This window comes from Streptomyces sp. HSS9-12 (assembly GCF_054963655.1).
Map to the genome: position 1 here is coordinate 48,900 of NZ_JBUEGC010000033.1, position 15,436 is coordinate 64,335.

Below are 15,436 nucleotides of genomic sequence, written 5' to 3' on the forward strand. Positions count from 1 at the left end.
TGAAGCCGTTGCCCGAAGACAAGTGGGTCGGCGTATGGGTCCGGAGAAGCATCGGAAGACGACACGGCCTTGCCCCTTCTCTGTGCAGCTCGTCACGCTCAGGGTATGGGGCGGGGCCGGATCTGTGTGAGCTGGAACGCACGAAAGCGCCCCCACCCGCCAGCCGTAAGGCTGGCAGAGGGGGCGCTCTCGCCACCGCTCACGTCAGGATGTGCGGCACATCCCGCAGCGACACCCCACGATCCGGACACCGCTCAGCTAGCGGTCGATCTCGTCGAACAGCGCCTCCCAGCGGTCGAGCACGGCGGGCAGCCGCAGCGAGGCGACATGCCCGCGCGCGGCACGGCCGTACCGCTCGCGCAGCTGTGCGTCCTCGGCCAGCCGCCGCAGCGCGTCAGCGAACGCCGCTGTGTCCCCCGGCGGCACCAGGATGCCCGTACGCCCGTCGTCGACCAGCTCCCGTACTCCCCCGGACAGATCGAAGCTCACACACGGCACACCGCAGGCGGCCGCCTCCGCCAGAGCCATCGGGCGCCCCTCGCGCTCGCTGGTCAGGGCCGCCACGGACAGCTCCCGGTAGGCGGCGGCCATGTCCCCCACATTCCCGCGGAAGTGGACGCGGTCGCTCACCGCCCGGCGGGCGGCGTGCTCGAGCAGAACGGGTTGCAGTGGTCCCTCGCCGAAGATGTGCAGCTCCCAGTCCGGGAGTCCGGCGCAGGCCAGGGCGAACGCGTCGATGAGCCGGTCCAGCCGCTTGCCGGTGTCCAGCCGGCCGACAGCCCCGATGCGCCGGGTGTCCAGCGGCGCCGGCGCTCCGGGCTGAAAGGGCAGCGGGTTCGGCATGACGTCGGCGTTGGGCAGCCGGTGGCGCCGGAACTCGGCCGCGTCCTCCTCGCTGAGGAACAGCGACTTCTCCAGCCGCGGATAGTGACGCAGGATCAGCCGCAGATTGGCTGAGCGGCTGGCCTGGAGATATGACTCGTGGTACTGCCCGATGCCCTTCAGATGCGGCCAGGACAGCGAGGCCAGCCAGTCCGCGGCCCAGGGCGAGCCGATGATGACGTAACCGTCGGGCACGGCGGCGAAGCGGTCCAGCAACCGCGCCCGCGCCCGGTCCCGTTCGGTGCGCCGGGCCCGCTCGCGGCGGATGCGGACCGGGTTGAGGCGCTCGCCGAGCCGCTGGGCCTGCCAGGCCGGGGGCGTGGGACTGCTGTAGAGCGTGGTGTGCCGGTAGGCCGGCGCGGCGTGGTACCGGTACGGCTCCGGGCTCGGCCGGATGCCGATCAGCTCGACACGGTGGCCGCGTTCGGCGAACCCCTGGGCGAGGGTGTGCAGGACCCGCTGCGAGCCGCCCATGGAATCCACATCGATGCCGACGAGGAAGACATGGGACGGGCACCTGCCGGTGTGGGTGTCTCGGCTCATCGGCTGCCGCCTTCGAAGAAGAGGTCGACCACGGTCTTGCTCGCCCGCCCGGTCTCGTAGGAGTTGAACACCGCCTGGAAGCGGGCGTAGCGGTCGGCCCACTCCGCCCGTACCCGGTCGAGGTCGCCCAGTGCCTCCACCAGCTCCTGCGTGGTCGTCAGCATCGGGCCGGGTGCGATCTCGGCGAGGTCGTGGTACATGCCGCGGGCGCTGGCGCGGTAGTACTCGTAGTCGTCGGTGTAGAGCAGGATGGGCCGCCCGAGGTTGGCGTAGTCGAACAGCACCGAGGAGTAGTCCGTCAGCAGCGCGTCGGACGCCAGCAGCAGGTCGTTGATGTCGGCGAACGCGCGCCCGTCGCGCACCGCGTGTTCCACCTCGCGCGGCACGGAGAATCGTTCGTAGTAGTGCGGGCGGACGACCACGGACCACTCATGGCCGCACCCGGCTACGAGCTCCGCCAGATCCACCCGGATCGAGCGGCCGGTGCCGCGCTCCCCGTCCCGGAAGGTGGGCGCGTACAGCAGCACCTTGTGCCCGTCCGGGATCTGCAGCCGGACGCGGGCGGCGGCCGCGCGGTCACGCTGCTCGGGCTCGTTCCACCGCACGAGCACGTCGTTGCGCGGAAGCCCGCACCGCAGCAGCCGGCCGGTGTACTCGTTGGCCCGGACGAAGGTCCGCTCGAATTCGGCGTTGGGTGCGATCAGCGCGTCCCAGCGGGCCACCATGTCGCGGTGCCGCTGCTGCCGCTCGGGGTCGGCGAAGCGCAGTTCGGGCACGTCGAACCCCATGTATTTGACCGGCTGGCCGTGCCAGGTCTGCAGATAGCGGGTCTGCGGCCGCTTGCTGTAGATCGAGGGAAAGCCGTGCGAGTCCACCCAGTAGCCGGCGCGGGCGAGCGTACGCACGTACTCCCAGCTGCCGCGCCGGACCAGGGGCACATCGTCGGGGAAGGAGGAACGGTCGCCGGCGTACGACCACACGGCGTGCAACGGCAGCCCGCGCCGCACGAGTTCCTCGTAGATGTAGCGGGGGCTGTCGGTGTAGCCCCGTCCCTCCAGGGCCTCGAAGAGCACCAGATCCCTGTCCATGGGAAGCCTCAGCAGCTCCTGGTAGGACAGCGCCTTGGCCCGGGGGCCGTTCAGCCTGTCGCGCAGCCGCTGGGCCTTGCGGCGTACGGGCCTCAGGCGGGGTGCGAGACGCTGGGCCTGGGCCAGGGTGCCGGACCGCGACCAGGTGAACTGCAGCCGTCCCGCGCCCCGGCCCTCGCACGCGACCCGTACGTTGTGCCCGTCCAGGGGGCCGTGCAGCGGCAGATGCGCCTGCAGCGAGGGCAGGCTGGGCGGCGCGAGCAGCGTGTCGGTGCGGGCCGTACCGAGCCGCCGGAGTACGACCACGGGATGCCGGCGTCCCGCAAAGCCCTTGGCCCGCAGAGGAATGCGCCTGAGGTCCAGCTCGATCTCGGCGGTGTACACATCCGGCGCTCCGGCAGGGTCGGGCTGATACCGGACCGGAATCTTCAGGGGTGAGCCGGACGCGGCGAGCCACAGCTGTGCGCTCATCTCGCCCGGCGCGGCCAGCAGCCGCGCCGGGTCGTAGGTGCGCAACGTCAGCCGCAGTACAGGGCCCTCCGGGGTCAGGCTCTCCACTTCGTGGCGGAGGGGAGCGGTGGAGAAGGGCTGCTCGTCCAGCCGCCATTCGCTGATGTCGAGTTCGGCGGCGCCGTCCGCGTCCTGGGGCACGGTCTCGCCCCAGTAGGTGCGGCCCTCGTGCCGGGTCACCCGGCGGGGGGCGATTCTGGGGCGGCCGAGGCTGCGGGCGCACGCGATCGCCTCGTCCAGGCGGCCGGAGCGCAGCAGGTACTGGCAGATCCGCTGCTCCCTCGGCAGCCCCCGCACCGCCTCGGTGGTGATCTCCCCCAGGTACGGGGTGACGACGGCGGCGAACCGCTCGGTCCACACCCGGCCGCGGAAGGGCAGGTCGCCGAGGTAGAGCCGCAGGTCGTGGCGCAGGAACTTGTCGTCCTTGGCCGGGCGCAGGTCGGCGTTGCCGCTGTCCTGGAGAAAGCCGTCGATCAGCCGGGCCACGGCGATCCGGTCCGCCACATTGCGGATCCGGTGGCGGCTGGAGGAGATGGACAGGTGGTCCTGGTCGGCCGCCAGCCGCCAGATGTACACGGGCCAGGGGACGACGGCGAAGCTGCCGGCCAGGGCGAAGGCCTTGGCCGTGAACAGCTGGTCCTCGTAGTGGATGCCCTCGGGGAAGCGCAGTTGATGACGGTCGATGAAATCGGCCCGGTAGAGCTTGTTGGTGGAGAGATGGTCGTGGAAGTACTCCGGTGCCCGGCGGATTCCCTCGACGACCCGGACGTCGTCGAAGAGCTGCGGGTACCACAGGCCCGTGGTCCTGGTCTCCTCGAAGATCCGGGTGACCTCACCGGTGACGAAGTCGGCCCCGGTCCGCTCGGCGGTGAGCAGCAGCGATTTGCAGGCGTGCTTGGGCAGTTCGTCATCGCTGTCGAGGAACATCAGATACGGGGCGCGGGCGACCGCCAGCCCCGCATTGCGGGGGGCGCTGCAGCCGCCGCTGTTGCGCTCCAGACGCAGATACCGCACGCGCGGATCGGCGGCCTGGAGCCGCCGGGCCACTGTCGGCGTGGCGTCGGTGGAGCAGTCGTCGGCGATGATCACTTCCAGGTTGCGCAGGGACTGGCCGAGCACCGACCGCGCCGCCCGGACCAGGCGATTGGCGTCGTTGTACACGATGAGGACCACGGAGACATCGGGCACGCGCCCCTCCTGCCACGGGTTCTGCCGGTCAGTTGACATGGGCGGCGCCCTCCTCGGTGTCCCTGGTGTCCTCGGTGGCCGCAGGCGGGGGGCCGGTCCGCGGCGGCCGGGTGCGCAGAGCGTGCCAGGCCAGCACGGCGGTGAGGCCGACGATGCAGGCCGCGTCCTTGAACGCACGGTGGTTCCATGCCTCCAGCTCGGGCCAGTACAGGCCGGTGAGTTCGGGCATGAGGGCGATCAAGAACCACGGGGACCCGGCGACCGAGCCCGCGGCCGGCAGCGACGCGGCCAGCGGCAGCACCACCACCGGCAGGTAGTGCAGGAACGACGGCCGGGAGACCAGGAACGCCGCGAGCATCAGCAGCGCCGCGGTCTCCACCAGCCGCAGCCCCTCGTCTCCCGCCGCCCGCCACCGCCGCCAGGCCAGGGCGACTGTTGCCGCCGCCAGCGCGAGGACCGGCACGGCCGCCACCTCGAGCGGGATGCCGATGCGCGGCAGGATCGTCATCAGCGAGGCGTCGAAGGGGCGGGCGTACGCGTCCTGCCCGTGGAGCAGGAACGGCACGGTCTTGGTGAGAAACAGGCCCGGCCGTGGCATGACGAGCCCGCCCAGCACGGACACCGCGACCGGCAGCCCGCACGCGATCGCCAGTGCCCGCCACTGCCGGGCGAAGACGAACAGCAGCAGGACGGGTACGAGCAGAGGCTTCGTGGCGATCGCCGCGCCGGTCACCGCGGCCGCCGCGCACCAGCGTCCGCGACGGGCCAGCAGGAGGGCGCCGGGCAGGGCGACGACGGACAGCACTGTCCAGTTCCCGAGGTAGATCAGGCTGCGCGTCGGCAGGAAGAAGGTGAGCCCGGCCAGCCCGGCCACAGCCAGCCGGCTGGTCGCGGGCACCTGGAAGATCCGCAGTGAGAGCCACCAGCCGAGGAGAATCAGCAGCGCCACCCCGAGCGGCACCGCGTAGTGCAGCACCCGCTCGCCGAACGGGACTTGGGGCACCGCCGCGAAGACCGCGCCGGGCAGGTAGAGGAAGCGCTGGTCCTCGTACGGCGAGCGGCCGTGGAGCAGGGCCCGCGCCGCGCGCACGACGATGGCGTTGTCCGTGCCCGTCACCGGTCCGCGCAACACCTCGGTCACCCTCAGCCCGAACATGAGCAGCACGGCCGCGCATGCCGGCAGGGACGCACGGCGGCGCAGCGCCTCGGCCGGCCGCCCGGTCATCGCCGGCCGACCTTCAGCAGCACCAGCCCGTTCGGGCCGTGGGCGACTTCCCTGACGGCCGGATCCGCCGGCGGCAGGCCCGGCCCGCGCGCCTTCTGCAGCACCCAGGACGCGCCGTGGTCGCGGAGGATGGCCAGCCGCTCCCGCCGCGAGGTGCCGGGGGCGAAGTAGCGCTCGGTGGCTTTCCAGCGGGCTGCCTGATCGGGGAGGAAGACGTCCGGGTAGGCGGGGGCGACGGTGTACGGGCCGTAGGCCGGGATCGTCCGCAGCGCGTAGTAGTCGTTGGTCATCACCGTCTGGCCCGGCGGCACCGAGCGCGCCAGCCGGGCGAAGGCGGGCCAGGGGGCGATGTGCGGGGCGCCGCGCAGCACGGGCGGGATCGCGTCCTTGCGGAGCACGTACGTCAGCGCCCCGGCCTGCGTCCAGGCGCCGGTCAGCAGGGCTGCCGCCGTCAGGGGCGCGAACACGCGGCGCGCGCCCCGCCCGCCGGCCCCGGAGGCTTCGAGCGCCAGGGCCACCTGCGCGGGGAGCAGCACCGCCGGGAGGGTCCGGCCCCAGGAGTAGTGCCCGGTGAGCCCGCCCAGGGTGAAGACCGAAAGGCCAAGGAGGAAGAAGAGCACCAGCGGGTCGCGCCGGTCCCGCCGAGCGCGCACCGCCAGCGCCGCGACACCGGCCGACAGCAGGCAGAACCGCGCGAACAGATCGCGGTACAGGGACCGGTGGACGTCCTCCAGCCCGCCCGCGGTGAACAGCGAGAAGAACCCGTAGTACGGCCAGAGCGCCAGGACGGTGAGGGCGAGGGCGGCCGCCGCACCGAGGCGGACCCATACCGCCCGCTCCGGCCAGGGCCGCGCGCCCAGCACCATGCCCGCGGCACCGAGGAGGGCGACCGCTCCCGTGAACTGGTGGCTGAGCAGGATGAGCGACAGCAGCAGCCCCAGGGCCAGGAAGGCGGGCAGGCACCGGCTGTCCGCCAGGGCCGTGCGCAGCAGCGCCCACAGGTGGAAGCACAGGCCGAGGGCGAAGGTGCTGGGGTAGGCCAGGGTCAACGACAGGGAGGTGAGGCCCGGAAGGCCGCTCCAGGCGAACAGGTGGACCCCGTAGAGCAGCGTGATGGCCAGCACCGCGAGGGGGATGGCGGTGCGCCGGGCGGTGAAGGTGCGGACGAAGCAGCGGATCCCGGTGAGGAGCAGCACGAGGTCGACCAGGGCCGCCAAGTGCAGTACGTGGAAGGCGGACCAGCCGGCCGCTCGCGCGAGCAGCGCGAGGGCGAGCGTCCACGGCGAGTAGTACGGGCTGGGGGTGTCCGCGTGCACCAGGGGATTGCCGGGGTGCAGCGGATGTGCACGCAGACGCTCGATGACCGCGGCGTGCATCCCCAGGTCCCCGGCCCAGGGCAGCCGGACCGCCATCAGCAGGAGCAGCACCACGACCAGCAGTGCGGCGACGGACACGGCCTGGTGCGGGGTGTCCATACGGGCGCGCAGGAGTGGCCCGTACCGCAGCAGCCGTGGCGGCAGGGCGCGGCCCGCTTCCGGCGGTGCGGCTGCGGTGGGCCGGCTGTCCCGGGCCGTACGCAGCCCGGGGTCGAGGTCGTCGGCCATCAGCGCGGCGGCCTCGCGGCAGCAGTCGTCGTCATCGCGTTTCCCGGCACCCCACACCTCCGGCGACAGAAATAGACATCACCGGAAATACCAGATCATTGATCAGCGAATAACTACAAAAGCATTGAGCCGGGTGGGTGACGGAACGCCGGTTCGGCGAGCACCGCTGGGGGAAAACCCCGAAGGGGCGCCCAGGCTGCGGAGGCAGTCCGGGCGCCCCTTCGTCGCGCAAACCCGCCGGGGAGGGCTACTGGTGCGTACGCAGCAGCGTCCGCATCGTCCGCATCGCAACGGACAGATTGGCCAGATCGAACTGGTCCGACCCCTGGATCTCCTCCAGCGTGGTCCGCGCCCGGCCCAGGATCGCCGCGTTCTTCTTCTCCCACAGCTGGAACCGCTGCTCCGGCGTCGACTCACCGTTGCCCACCGACAGGACGTCCGCGGTGAGCGCCGCGTGCGCGGCGAACAGGTCCTCGCGGATGGCGGCGCGGGCCATCGATTGCCAGCGGTCGGCCCGCGGCAGCTCGATGATCCGGTCCATCAGCTGGGTGATCCCCAGCCGGTCGGCCAGGTCGTAGTAGACCTCGGCGACATCCAGCGGCGCCTTGCCCGTACGGTCGGAGATCGCGACGATGTCGAGCGTCGGGAAGGCAGACGAGAAGCCCGCGACACGCTGCGCCAGCGCCTCCGGCACCCCGGCCTCGGCCAGCTCGTCGAGGACGCGCTGGTACCACTCCAGGTCGTCACCCCTGAGCAGCTTGGGCAGCTCGGACCAGACCTCCTCGACCCGGTCGCCGAAGAACTCGATGGTCTCGGCCAGCTGGAGCGGCTGCGGGCGGTTGTTGAGCAGCCAGCGGGTACCGCGCTCGACGAGCCGCCGCGAGTGCAACCGGATCCGGGTCTGCACATCGGCCGCGACCTTGTTGTCCAGTGCCTCGACCTCGTCCCAGACGGTGCCGAGCGAGAAGATCGTACGAGCCGCGGTCTGGGCGCGGACGACCTCTTCGATGGACGCCCCGGTCTCCTCCCGCAGCCGGTGCAGGAAGGTCGTACCGGCGGTGTTGACCGTGTCGTTGACCAGCAGGGTCGTCACGATCTCGCGGCGCAGCGCGTGGGCGTCGATGTGCTCGGGGAACCGCTCGTTCAGCGCCTTCGGGAAGTACGCGTGCAGCAGCCGCTGCAGATACGGGTCGTCCGGCAGATCGGTCTCGATCAGCTCCTCCGCCACCGTGATCTTGGTGTAGGCGAGCAGCACCGCGATCTCCGGCTGGGTCAGACCACGGCCGGCGTTCAGCCGCTCGCGGATCTGCCGGTCCGACGGCAGGTACTCCAGCGCCCGGTCGAGCCGGCCATCGCGCTCCAGCCTGCGGATGTAGCGGTGGTGGGCGTGCAGCAGGCTGGGTGCCTGGGCGACGGCGCAGGCGAGGGCGATGTTCTGCGCGTAGTTGTTGCGCAGTACGAGCTCGCCCACCTCGTCGGTCATCTCCGCCAGCAGCTGGTTGCGCTGCTTGACGGTCAGGTCGCCGTCCTCCACGACCTTGTTCAGCAGGATCTTGATGTTCACCTCGTGGTCGGAGGTGTCCACACCGGCGCTGTTGTCGATCGCGTCAGTGTTGATCTTGCCGCCGTGCTGGGCGAACTCGATCCGGCCGAGCTGGGTCAGACCCAGGTTGCCGCCCTCACCGACGACCTTGACCCGAAGGTCCTGGCCGTCGACACGGATCGCGTCATTGGCCTTGTCGCCGACGTCGGCGTGGGTCTCGGTCGACGCCTTGACGTACGTACCGATGCCGCCGTTCCACAGCAGGTCCACCGGGGCCTTGAGGATGGCCTTCATCAGGTCGGCCGGGGTCATCTTGGTGACCTTGCCCTCGATGCCGAGGGCGGCGCGCACATGCGCGTTGATCGGGATGGACTTGGCGGTGCGCGGGTACACACCCCCGCCCGGGGACAGCAGGTCGGTGTTGTAGTCGGCCCACGAGCTGCGCGGCAGCTCGAACAGGCGGCGCCGCTCGGCGTGCGAGACGGCCGCGTCCGGGTTCGGGTCGAGGAAGATGTGCCGGTGGTCGAAGGCGGCGACCAGGCGGATGTGCTCGCTGAGCAGCATGCCGTTGCCGAACACGTCACCGGACATGTCGCCGATGCCGACGACGGTGAAGTCCTGCGTCTGGGTGTCGTGCCCCAGCTCGCGGAAGTGCCGCTTCACCGACTCCCAGGCGCCACGGGCGGTGATGCCCATGCCCTTGTGGTCATAGCCGGCCGAGCCGCCGGAGGCGAAGGCGTCGCCGAGCCAGAAGCCGTAGGAGGTGGCCACCTCGTTGGCGATGTCGGAGAAGGTCGCGGTGCCCTTGTCGGCGGCGACCACGAGGTAGGTGTCGTCCTCGTCGTGGCGGACGACGTCTTGGGGGTGCACGACCTCGCCGCCGACGAGGTTGTCGGTGATGTCGAGCAGGCCGGAGATGAAGGTCTTGTAGCAGGCGATGCCCTCGGCCAGCCAGGCGTCGCGGTCCACGGACGGGTCGGGCAGCCGCTTGCCGACGAAGCCGCCCTTCGCACCGACCGGCACGATCACCGTGTTCTTGACCATCTGCGCCTTGACCAGGCCCAGGATCTCCGTGCGGAAGTCCTCACGGCGGTCGGACCAGCGCAGACCACCGCGCGCGACCTTGCCGAAGCGCAGGTGGACGCCCTCGACGCGGGGCGAGTACACCCAGATCTCGTACGCCGGGCGGGGCGCGGGAAGGTCCGGGATGGCGCGCGGGTCCAGCTTCATCGACAGGTAGCTGTGCGGCTTGCCGTCGTCGCCGTGCTGGAAGTAGTTGGTCCGCAGGGTGGCCTTGATGACGGTGAGGAAGGAACGCAGGATGCGGTCCTCGTCCAGGGAGGCGACCTGGTCCAGGGCGGCGTCCAGCTCCTCCATCAGGGCGTCGATCAGTTCGATGCCCGCACGCTGGCGCTCCGGTGCCAGCCGGGCCTCGAACAGGTTCACCAGCAGCCGGGTGGTGTGGACGTTGTTGCGGAGGGTGTCCTCCATGTAGTCCTGGCTGAAGGTGGCGCCCGCCTGCCGCAGGTACTTCGCGTACGCGCGCAGCACCATGGCCTGCCGCCAGGTCAGCCCGGCACCCAGCACCAGGGCGTTGAAGTCGTCGTTCTCGGCCTCGCCGGTCCACACGGCGGCGAAGGCGTCCTGGAAGCGGTCGCGGGCGTCGTCGCCGAGGTAGTCGCCGTTCGCCGTGGACTTGGGCATCCGCAGCCCGAAGTCGTAGATCCAGGCCGTGGTGCGGTCGGGGCAGCGCAGCTCGTACGGCCGCTCGTCGACGACCTCGACGCCCAGGCCCTGGAGGACCGGCAGGACCGCGGAGAGCGAGACCGGCTCGCCGATGCGGTAGATCTTGAAGCGGCGCTCGCCGGAGACCGCGCCCACCGGCTCGTACAGGCTGAGCGCGAAGTCCTTGCCGCCCTCGGCGGTGGCCAGCCTGTCCAGGTGCTGCAGGTCGGAGACGGCGGCACGCGGGGAGTGGTCCGCCTTGTAGCCCTCCTCGAAGGCGCCCGCGTAGCGCCGCAGCAGCTCGGCGGCGCGCTCTTCGCCGAGCTCCGCGTTGAGGGCCTCGGCGAAGCCGTCCTCCCAGGAGCGGGCGGCCTCGGCGAGCCGGGCCTCGATGCGCTCGACATCGGCATCGGACAGCTGGGGCAGCTCGGTGCCGGGTTCGACGCGCACCACGAAGTGCAGCCGGGTGAGCACCGACTCGGTGCTCATCAGGGTGAAGTCGACGGTGGTGCCGCCCAGCTCCTCCTTGAGGATCTCGGTCAGGCGCAGCCGGACGTCGGTGTTGAAGCGGTCCCGCGGCAGGTAGACCAGCGCGGAGTAGTAGCGGCCGTACTCCTCCTGGCGCAGGTACAGCCGCAGCCTGCGGCGCTCCTGCAGGTACAGAACGTTGGTGACGATCGAGCGCAGCTCGTGCACCGGCGTCTGGAACAGCTCGTCGCGCGGGTAGGTCTCCAGGATCTGCAGCAGGTCCCGGCCGTCGTGACTGTGCGGGGAGAAGCCGGCGTCGGACAGCACCTCCTCGACCTTGCGGCGGATGACCGGGACCCGGCGGACGGACTCGGTGTACGCGGCGGAGGAGAACAGGCCCAGGAAGCGGCGCTCCCCGATGACGTTGCCGTGCTCGTCGAACTTCTTGACGCCGATGTAGTCGAGGTAGGAGGGCCGGTGCACGGTGGAGCGGCTGTTGGCCTTGGTGAGCACCAGCAGTTTGTGCTCACGGGCCTTGGCGCGGGCGTCGGCCGGCAGCCGGTTGAAGGACGGCGAGACGGGGTGCCCGTCCTCGGCGTCCCGGTGGGTGGGGTCGGAGCGCAGGACGCCCAGGCCCGTGCCCGGGACGGGCCGCAGGACGTCCTCTTCCTCGCCGTCGGTGCGGGCCCGGGTCAGCTCGTACTCGCGGTAGCCGATGAAGGTGAAGTGATCGTCGGACAGCCAGCGCAGCAGCTCGCGGGCCTCCTCGATCTCCTGCTCGGGCAGCTCGTCGGTGGGCTCGCCGGGAAGCTCCTCGGCGATCCGCAGCGCGGCGTCGCGCATCTTGGCCCAGTCCTCGACGGCCTCGCGGACGTCGGACAGAACGCGGAGCAGATCGCTGGTGATCTGCTTGAGGTCGGCGCGGTCGGTCTCGCGGTCGATCTCGACGTGGATCCAGGACTCGATGAGCGCATCGTGCGGCAGGTCCGCGGCCGCACCGCCGTTCCGGGGTCCGGCGGGAACATCGAGCACCTCGATGAGCTGCCCGGTGACATCGCGGCGGACGACCATCAGCGGGTGGATCACCAGATGGATGCCTCGGCCCTGGCGGGAAAGCTCATTGGTGACCGAGTCCACCAGGAAGGGCATGTCGTCGGTGACGACCTCTACGACGGAGTGGCTGGAGGTCCAGCCGTTCTCCTCGACGGTCGGGGTGTGCACCCGGACGTTGGCGGTGCCCTGCGGACGCGTTTCGGCTAGACGGAGGTGGGAGAGGGCTGCGCCCAGGATGTCGACCGGGTCGCGGTCGGTCAGGTCCTCGGGGGCGGTGTGCAGGTAGTAGCGCTGGAGGTACCGGCTGAAGGTGTCGGGAGCGAGGCCCGGCACCGGTTGTTGCCCGGCCGGGCTGTTCTCAGCTACCCGGGCGGCCCGTGCGAGCAGCTCGGCCTTGGCTTCGTCCAGCTTGGTCTGCATGTCCTGTGGCTCCTGTCGCGCGCCGTTGCGTGACGTAGAAGGAAGTGGTTTCACGCCCCGACACGTCGGGTTGTCCGGTCGGATTCGACGTAGTGCCTGGGTACGAAATGTCCGGGGCGCTGTGGGCCAGCGTCGACGCCTGGTCCCGGTTGCGGGTGTCAGCGCCGGCCCGGGCACGATGGCACACCGGGCGCGTGCAGAGGGCCTCACTGCCCCCGCGGGATATAGCACTGATCACGGGGTCAAGGCTATCGCTCCGGACCCCCGAGCCGTCATGGGCCGTTTGTGTACAAAACCTGGGGCCGAAGTTTGACGTTCTGGACAGCGACGCGGGCCGTCTTGGCAAACACGCGGTCGCGCGGCAGGTTGAGCTTCAAGACGGCTCGAGGAACGGATCTCACAGCGCGGAAGCGGAATCGGGAGAGGCGAAAGCCATGGCAGCCAGGGTTCTGATCGTTACCGGGGACGCCGCGGAGTCGCTGGAGGTGCTCTATCCATACCAGCGGCTGCAGGAAGAGGGCTACGAGGTGCACATCGCGGCCCCGAGCCGCAAAAAGCTGCGCTTCGTCGTACATGACTTCGAAGAGGGCTTCGACACCTACACCGAGAAGCCGGGCTACACCTGGCCCGCCGACCTGGCGTTCTCGGAAGTCGACCCAGGGGCCTATGTGGCTCTGGTGATCCCGGGCGGACGGGCGCCGGAGTACCTGCGCAACGACCCGGAGCTCCGGAAGGTTGTCAAGGCCTTCTTCGACGCCGACAAGCCCGTCGCGCAGATCTGCCACGGGCCGCTGCTGACGGCGGCGGTCGACAGCCTGCGCGGGCGACGGGTCACGGCGTACCCGGCGCTGGAACTGGACATGCAGGCCGCGGGGGCCACCTTCAAGGACAGCGAAGCCGTCGTGGACGGCACGCTGGTCTCGTCCCGGGCCTGGCCGGACCACCCGGCCTGGATGCGGGAGTTCCTGACCGTGCTGCGGTCGAAGGCCCCGGTGACCTAGTTCGTGCCCGAGCGCGGCCGCGTGCCCGAGCGCGGCCGCCGGCCGCGCTCTCAGCCGGCGAGGAACTCCGCGGCCTCGACCGCCTCGGCGAGGCTGTCGACAACCGGTACCCCGGCCTCCTCCAGGCTGGCGCGGCTGTGCGAACCGCCGGTGTAGAGCACGGCGCGGGCCCCGACGTGCGCCGCCGCCACGCCGTCGTCCAGCGCGTCGCCGATCACCACGACCCGGTCCACGTCGATGCCGGGTATCGAGGCGAGGTGGCGCACCATCTGCTCCGCCTTGCCGATGTGCGAGGGGCCGGTGCGCCCGTCAACGCGTACGAACAGTTCCTCGATGCCGTGCGTCCGCACCATCGGCAGCAGGTGCTCATGCGGAGCCAGCGAGCACAGCGACTGGGTGCGCCCGGCCGCCTGCCGCTCGGCGAGCAGCTCCCTGGCGCCCAGGGCCAGCCCCGCGCTCTCTGCCAGCGCCCAGTAGTGGCGGTGGAACGCTTCGTCCATCACCAGCCACTCGTCGTTGGTGGGGAGCCGGCCCATGAGGCGTTCGTAGAAGAGCGGCACGGGGACGCAGTACAGCTCGCGGTAGCGCTCGAGCGTGATCGGCTCCAGGCCGATTTCGGCGAACGAGGCATTGGTCGCCTCGATCACGGCGTCGATGTCGTGAAAGAGCGTGCCGTTCCAGTCCCAGACGATGTGCGTCCCGCGCAACCTGTGCATGCCCATATCTCGACGGTACCGGCGGGCTCCGACAGACGGGCGCGCCGGCGAGAGAGCCGGAGCGCGGCCGCCAGAACGGAGCTCAGCCGATGACGTTCGGAATCTCCTGGGTCGCGTACCAGAGCAGTTCGTGGTCCTCCGCGCCGTCCACCGTGAACTGAGCGTCGTCGTCCCCGAGATCCGCCGCCCCCAGCGCGGCGGCGGCCGCGGAGATGTCCGCCTCGGCCTCGTCGGAGTCGATGTGCACCGCGGCGGCCTTGGCGAAAGGTACCGGCCGCGAGATCCGTACCTCGCCGAGCGCGGAGGCGTCCAGGCCGCGGTCCGGGTCGGCTACCGCCTCGCCGTCCGGGACGTCGGCGGCGACGACCACGCGGCGGCGGGCCGCCTTCGGGTCGGCGGCGACGAGGCGCAGCGAGGCCTGGGCGGCGCGGCTGAGGGCCGCGTACTCCAGCTCCTCGATGTCGTCGGAGACGTACCACTCGCGCAGCGCGGGGGTCACCGCGTAGCCGTCCAGCGGGCCCGGACCCAGCTCTCCCGCCTTGTACGCCTCTGCGAGTCCGGAAAGGGTCGTGGGGACGTAGACGCGCATGGCTGCCGCTTTCGTGAAGGCGCTGAGTTGCAGCCAGCATACGGGCGTGAGTCCCCCTTCGGGGTGCCGGGAGGAGCGGCGGGAGGGTCCGGTCCGGCGCCGGGGTGACCGCCGCTGCCTGCGTGGGCCCGGCCTCGTCACCCGGATAGGTGAAAACGGGGCACGGTTCATCGCCGGGGCCGCGGCGCTTGCGGGGGTCCGGCTGGCCGGTTAGAAGACTGCCGAAACGCAAGCTACCGCCTGGTAGAACCAGGCCGGCACACACGGGGACGATCAGCCATGGGCATGGGCAAGGGCAAGGGCACGGAAAAAGCGACGGCGACCCGGCGCGCACCGGGGCAGACCCGGGGCCGCAGCGGCCCGCCACAGCGGCGCGATCCGCGCGGGCCGGGCGCGGCCGCGGCGGCGGCCGCGCGTCGGCAGCGCGACCTGGACCGGCTGCCCCGGTACTGGTTCGCCCACCGGCTTCTGCTGATCCTCAGCGGCCGGCAGCCGGTCCACTGCATGCTCGGCCACACTCTGGGCGCGGCGTACGACGAGCTGGTGCGGCTCGCCCCGCTGGCGCCCCTGTGCCCGCCCGGCAACGGCAGCCGCCACCCGGCACCGGTCGTACGGCGCTGCGACGAGTACCGTCCGCGGCCCGGCGTCATCGAGGCGTTCGCGCGGATTCTGTCCGGCGACCGGCTGCATGCGCTGGCTTTCCGGCTGGAGCACGGCCGCGACGCGCGCTGGCGCTGCTCCGCGTTGGAACTCGCCATCCCCGGCCCCCGGTTCCGGGAGCCGTAGCGGCCACAGCCTGTGCCCCGGCGCAGCACCGTCGCCGTGTAGCAGACCCGGAGGCCTGGGCAACGGCAAGGGGCCGGGCACCTTCCGGTGCCCGG

At 71.2% G+C, this 15,436-nt stretch carries 9 protein-coding genes; 2 read left to right on the top strand and 7 right to left on the bottom strand.

What is annotated here, in order from left to right:
• Positions 1–258: 258 nt before the first annotated feature.
• The 5 genes from ACY34J_RS18690 to ACY34J_RS18710 all read right to left on the bottom strand — a co-directional run bounded on the left by ACY34J_RS18690 (position 259) and on the right by ACY34J_RS18710 (position 12,249).
• Positions 259–1,425: a glycosyltransferase gene (locus ACY34J_RS18690; protein ID WP_462727607.1), complete on the bottom strand. Its 1,167-nt coding sequence runs from the start codon at positions 1,423–1,425 to the stop codon at positions 259–261.
• Entirely contained in the window at positions 1,422–4,250 is a 2,829-nt protein-coding gene (locus ACY34J_RS18695; protein ID WP_462727608.1) for a bifunctional glycosyltransferase/CDP-glycerol:glycerophosphate glycerophosphotransferase, read from the bottom strand. Before ACY34J_RS18695 ends, ACY34J_RS18690 begins: the two co-directional genes overlap by 4 nt.
• Complete coding sequence (locus ACY34J_RS18700; RefSeq protein ID WP_462727609.1) at positions 4,240–5,436, bottom strand: glycosyltransferase 87 family protein; 1,197 nt, start codon at positions 5,434–5,436, stop codon at positions 4,240–4,242. The genes ACY34J_RS18695 and ACY34J_RS18700 overlap by 11 nt, the downstream gene beginning before the upstream one ends.
• Positions 5,433–7,040, bottom strand: coding sequence for a hypothetical protein (locus ACY34J_RS18705; RefSeq protein WP_462727610.1), 1,608 nt, complete (start codon positions 7,038–7,040; stop codon positions 5,433–5,435). Before ACY34J_RS18705 ends, ACY34J_RS18700 begins: the two co-directional genes overlap by 4 nt.
• Positions 7,041–7,287: 247 nt before the next feature.
• Positions 7,288–12,249, bottom strand: coding sequence for an NAD-glutamate dehydrogenase (locus ACY34J_RS18710; protein ID WP_462727611.1), 4,962 nt, complete (start codon positions 12,247–12,249; stop codon positions 7,288–7,290).
• Positions 12,250–12,683: 434 nt separating this feature from the next.
• On the opposite strand from ACY34J_RS18710, the gene ACY34J_RS18715 reads away from it, so the two are divergent.
• A complete protein-coding gene (locus ACY34J_RS18715; RefSeq protein ID WP_462727612.1) occupies positions 12,684–13,250 on the top strand; it encodes a DJ-1/PfpI family protein in 567 nt (188 codons plus the stop codon).
• 50 nt (positions 13,251–13,300) lie between these two features.
• Here ACY34J_RS18715 and ACY34J_RS18720 read toward each other — a convergent pair whose 3' ends face one another.
• Both ACY34J_RS18720 and ACY34J_RS18725 read right to left on the bottom strand, forming a co-directional pair.
• Positions 13,301–13,966: an HAD family hydrolase gene (locus ACY34J_RS18720; RefSeq protein WP_462727630.1), complete on the bottom strand. Its 666-nt coding sequence runs from the start codon at positions 13,964–13,966 to the stop codon at positions 13,301–13,303.
• Positions 13,967–14,048: 82 nt separating this feature from the next.
• Positions 14,049–14,555, bottom strand: coding sequence for a DUF6912 family protein (locus ACY34J_RS18725; RefSeq protein ID WP_462727613.1), 507 nt, complete (start codon positions 14,553–14,555; stop codon positions 14,049–14,051).
• A 279-nt stretch (positions 14,556–14,834) separates the two neighbouring features.
• Between ACY34J_RS18725 and ACY34J_RS18730 the strand changes: the two genes are divergently transcribed.
• The gene (locus tag ACY34J_RS18730; RefSeq protein WP_462727614.1) at positions 14,835–15,341 is read left to right on the top strand and encodes an Rv3235 family protein; all 507 of its coding nucleotides are present in this window, start codon (positions 14,835–14,837) and stop codon (positions 15,339–15,341) included.
• Positions 15,342–15,436: the final 95 nt, after the last annotated feature.

Coding starts and splice junctions, on each gene's coding strand:
- ACY34J_RS18690 (WP_462727607.1), bottom strand. CDS start 1,425: ATGAGCCGAGACACCCACACCGGCAGGTGCCCGTCCCATGTCTTCCTC.
- ACY34J_RS18695 (WP_462727608.1), bottom strand. CDS start 4,250: ATGTCAACTGACCGGCAGAACCCGTGGCAGGAGGGGCGCGTGCCCGAT.
- ACY34J_RS18700 (WP_462727609.1), bottom strand. CDS start 5,436: ATGACCGGGCGGCCGGCCGAGGCGCTGCGCCGCCGTGCGTCCCTGCCG.
- ACY34J_RS18705 (WP_462727610.1), bottom strand. CDS start 7,040: ATGGCCGACGACCTCGACCCCGGGCTGCGTACGGCCCGGGACAGCCGG.
- ACY34J_RS18710 (WP_462727611.1), bottom strand. CDS start 12,249: ATGCAGACCAAGCTGGACGAAGCCAAGGCCGAGCTGCTCGCACGGGCC.
- ACY34J_RS18715 (WP_462727612.1), top strand. CDS start 12,684: ATGGCAGCCAGGGTTCTGATCGTTACCGGGGACGCCGCGGAGTCGCTG.
- ACY34J_RS18720 (WP_462727630.1), bottom strand. CDS start 13,966: ATGCACAGGTTGCGCGGGACGCACATCGTCTGGGACTGGAACGGCACG.
- ACY34J_RS18725 (WP_462727613.1), bottom strand. CDS start 14,555: ATGCGCGTCTACGTCCCCACGACCCTTTCCGGACTCGCAGAGGCGTAC.
- ACY34J_RS18730 (WP_462727614.1), top strand. CDS start 14,835: ATGGGCATGGGCAAGGGCAAGGGCACGGAAAAAGCGACGGCGACCCGG.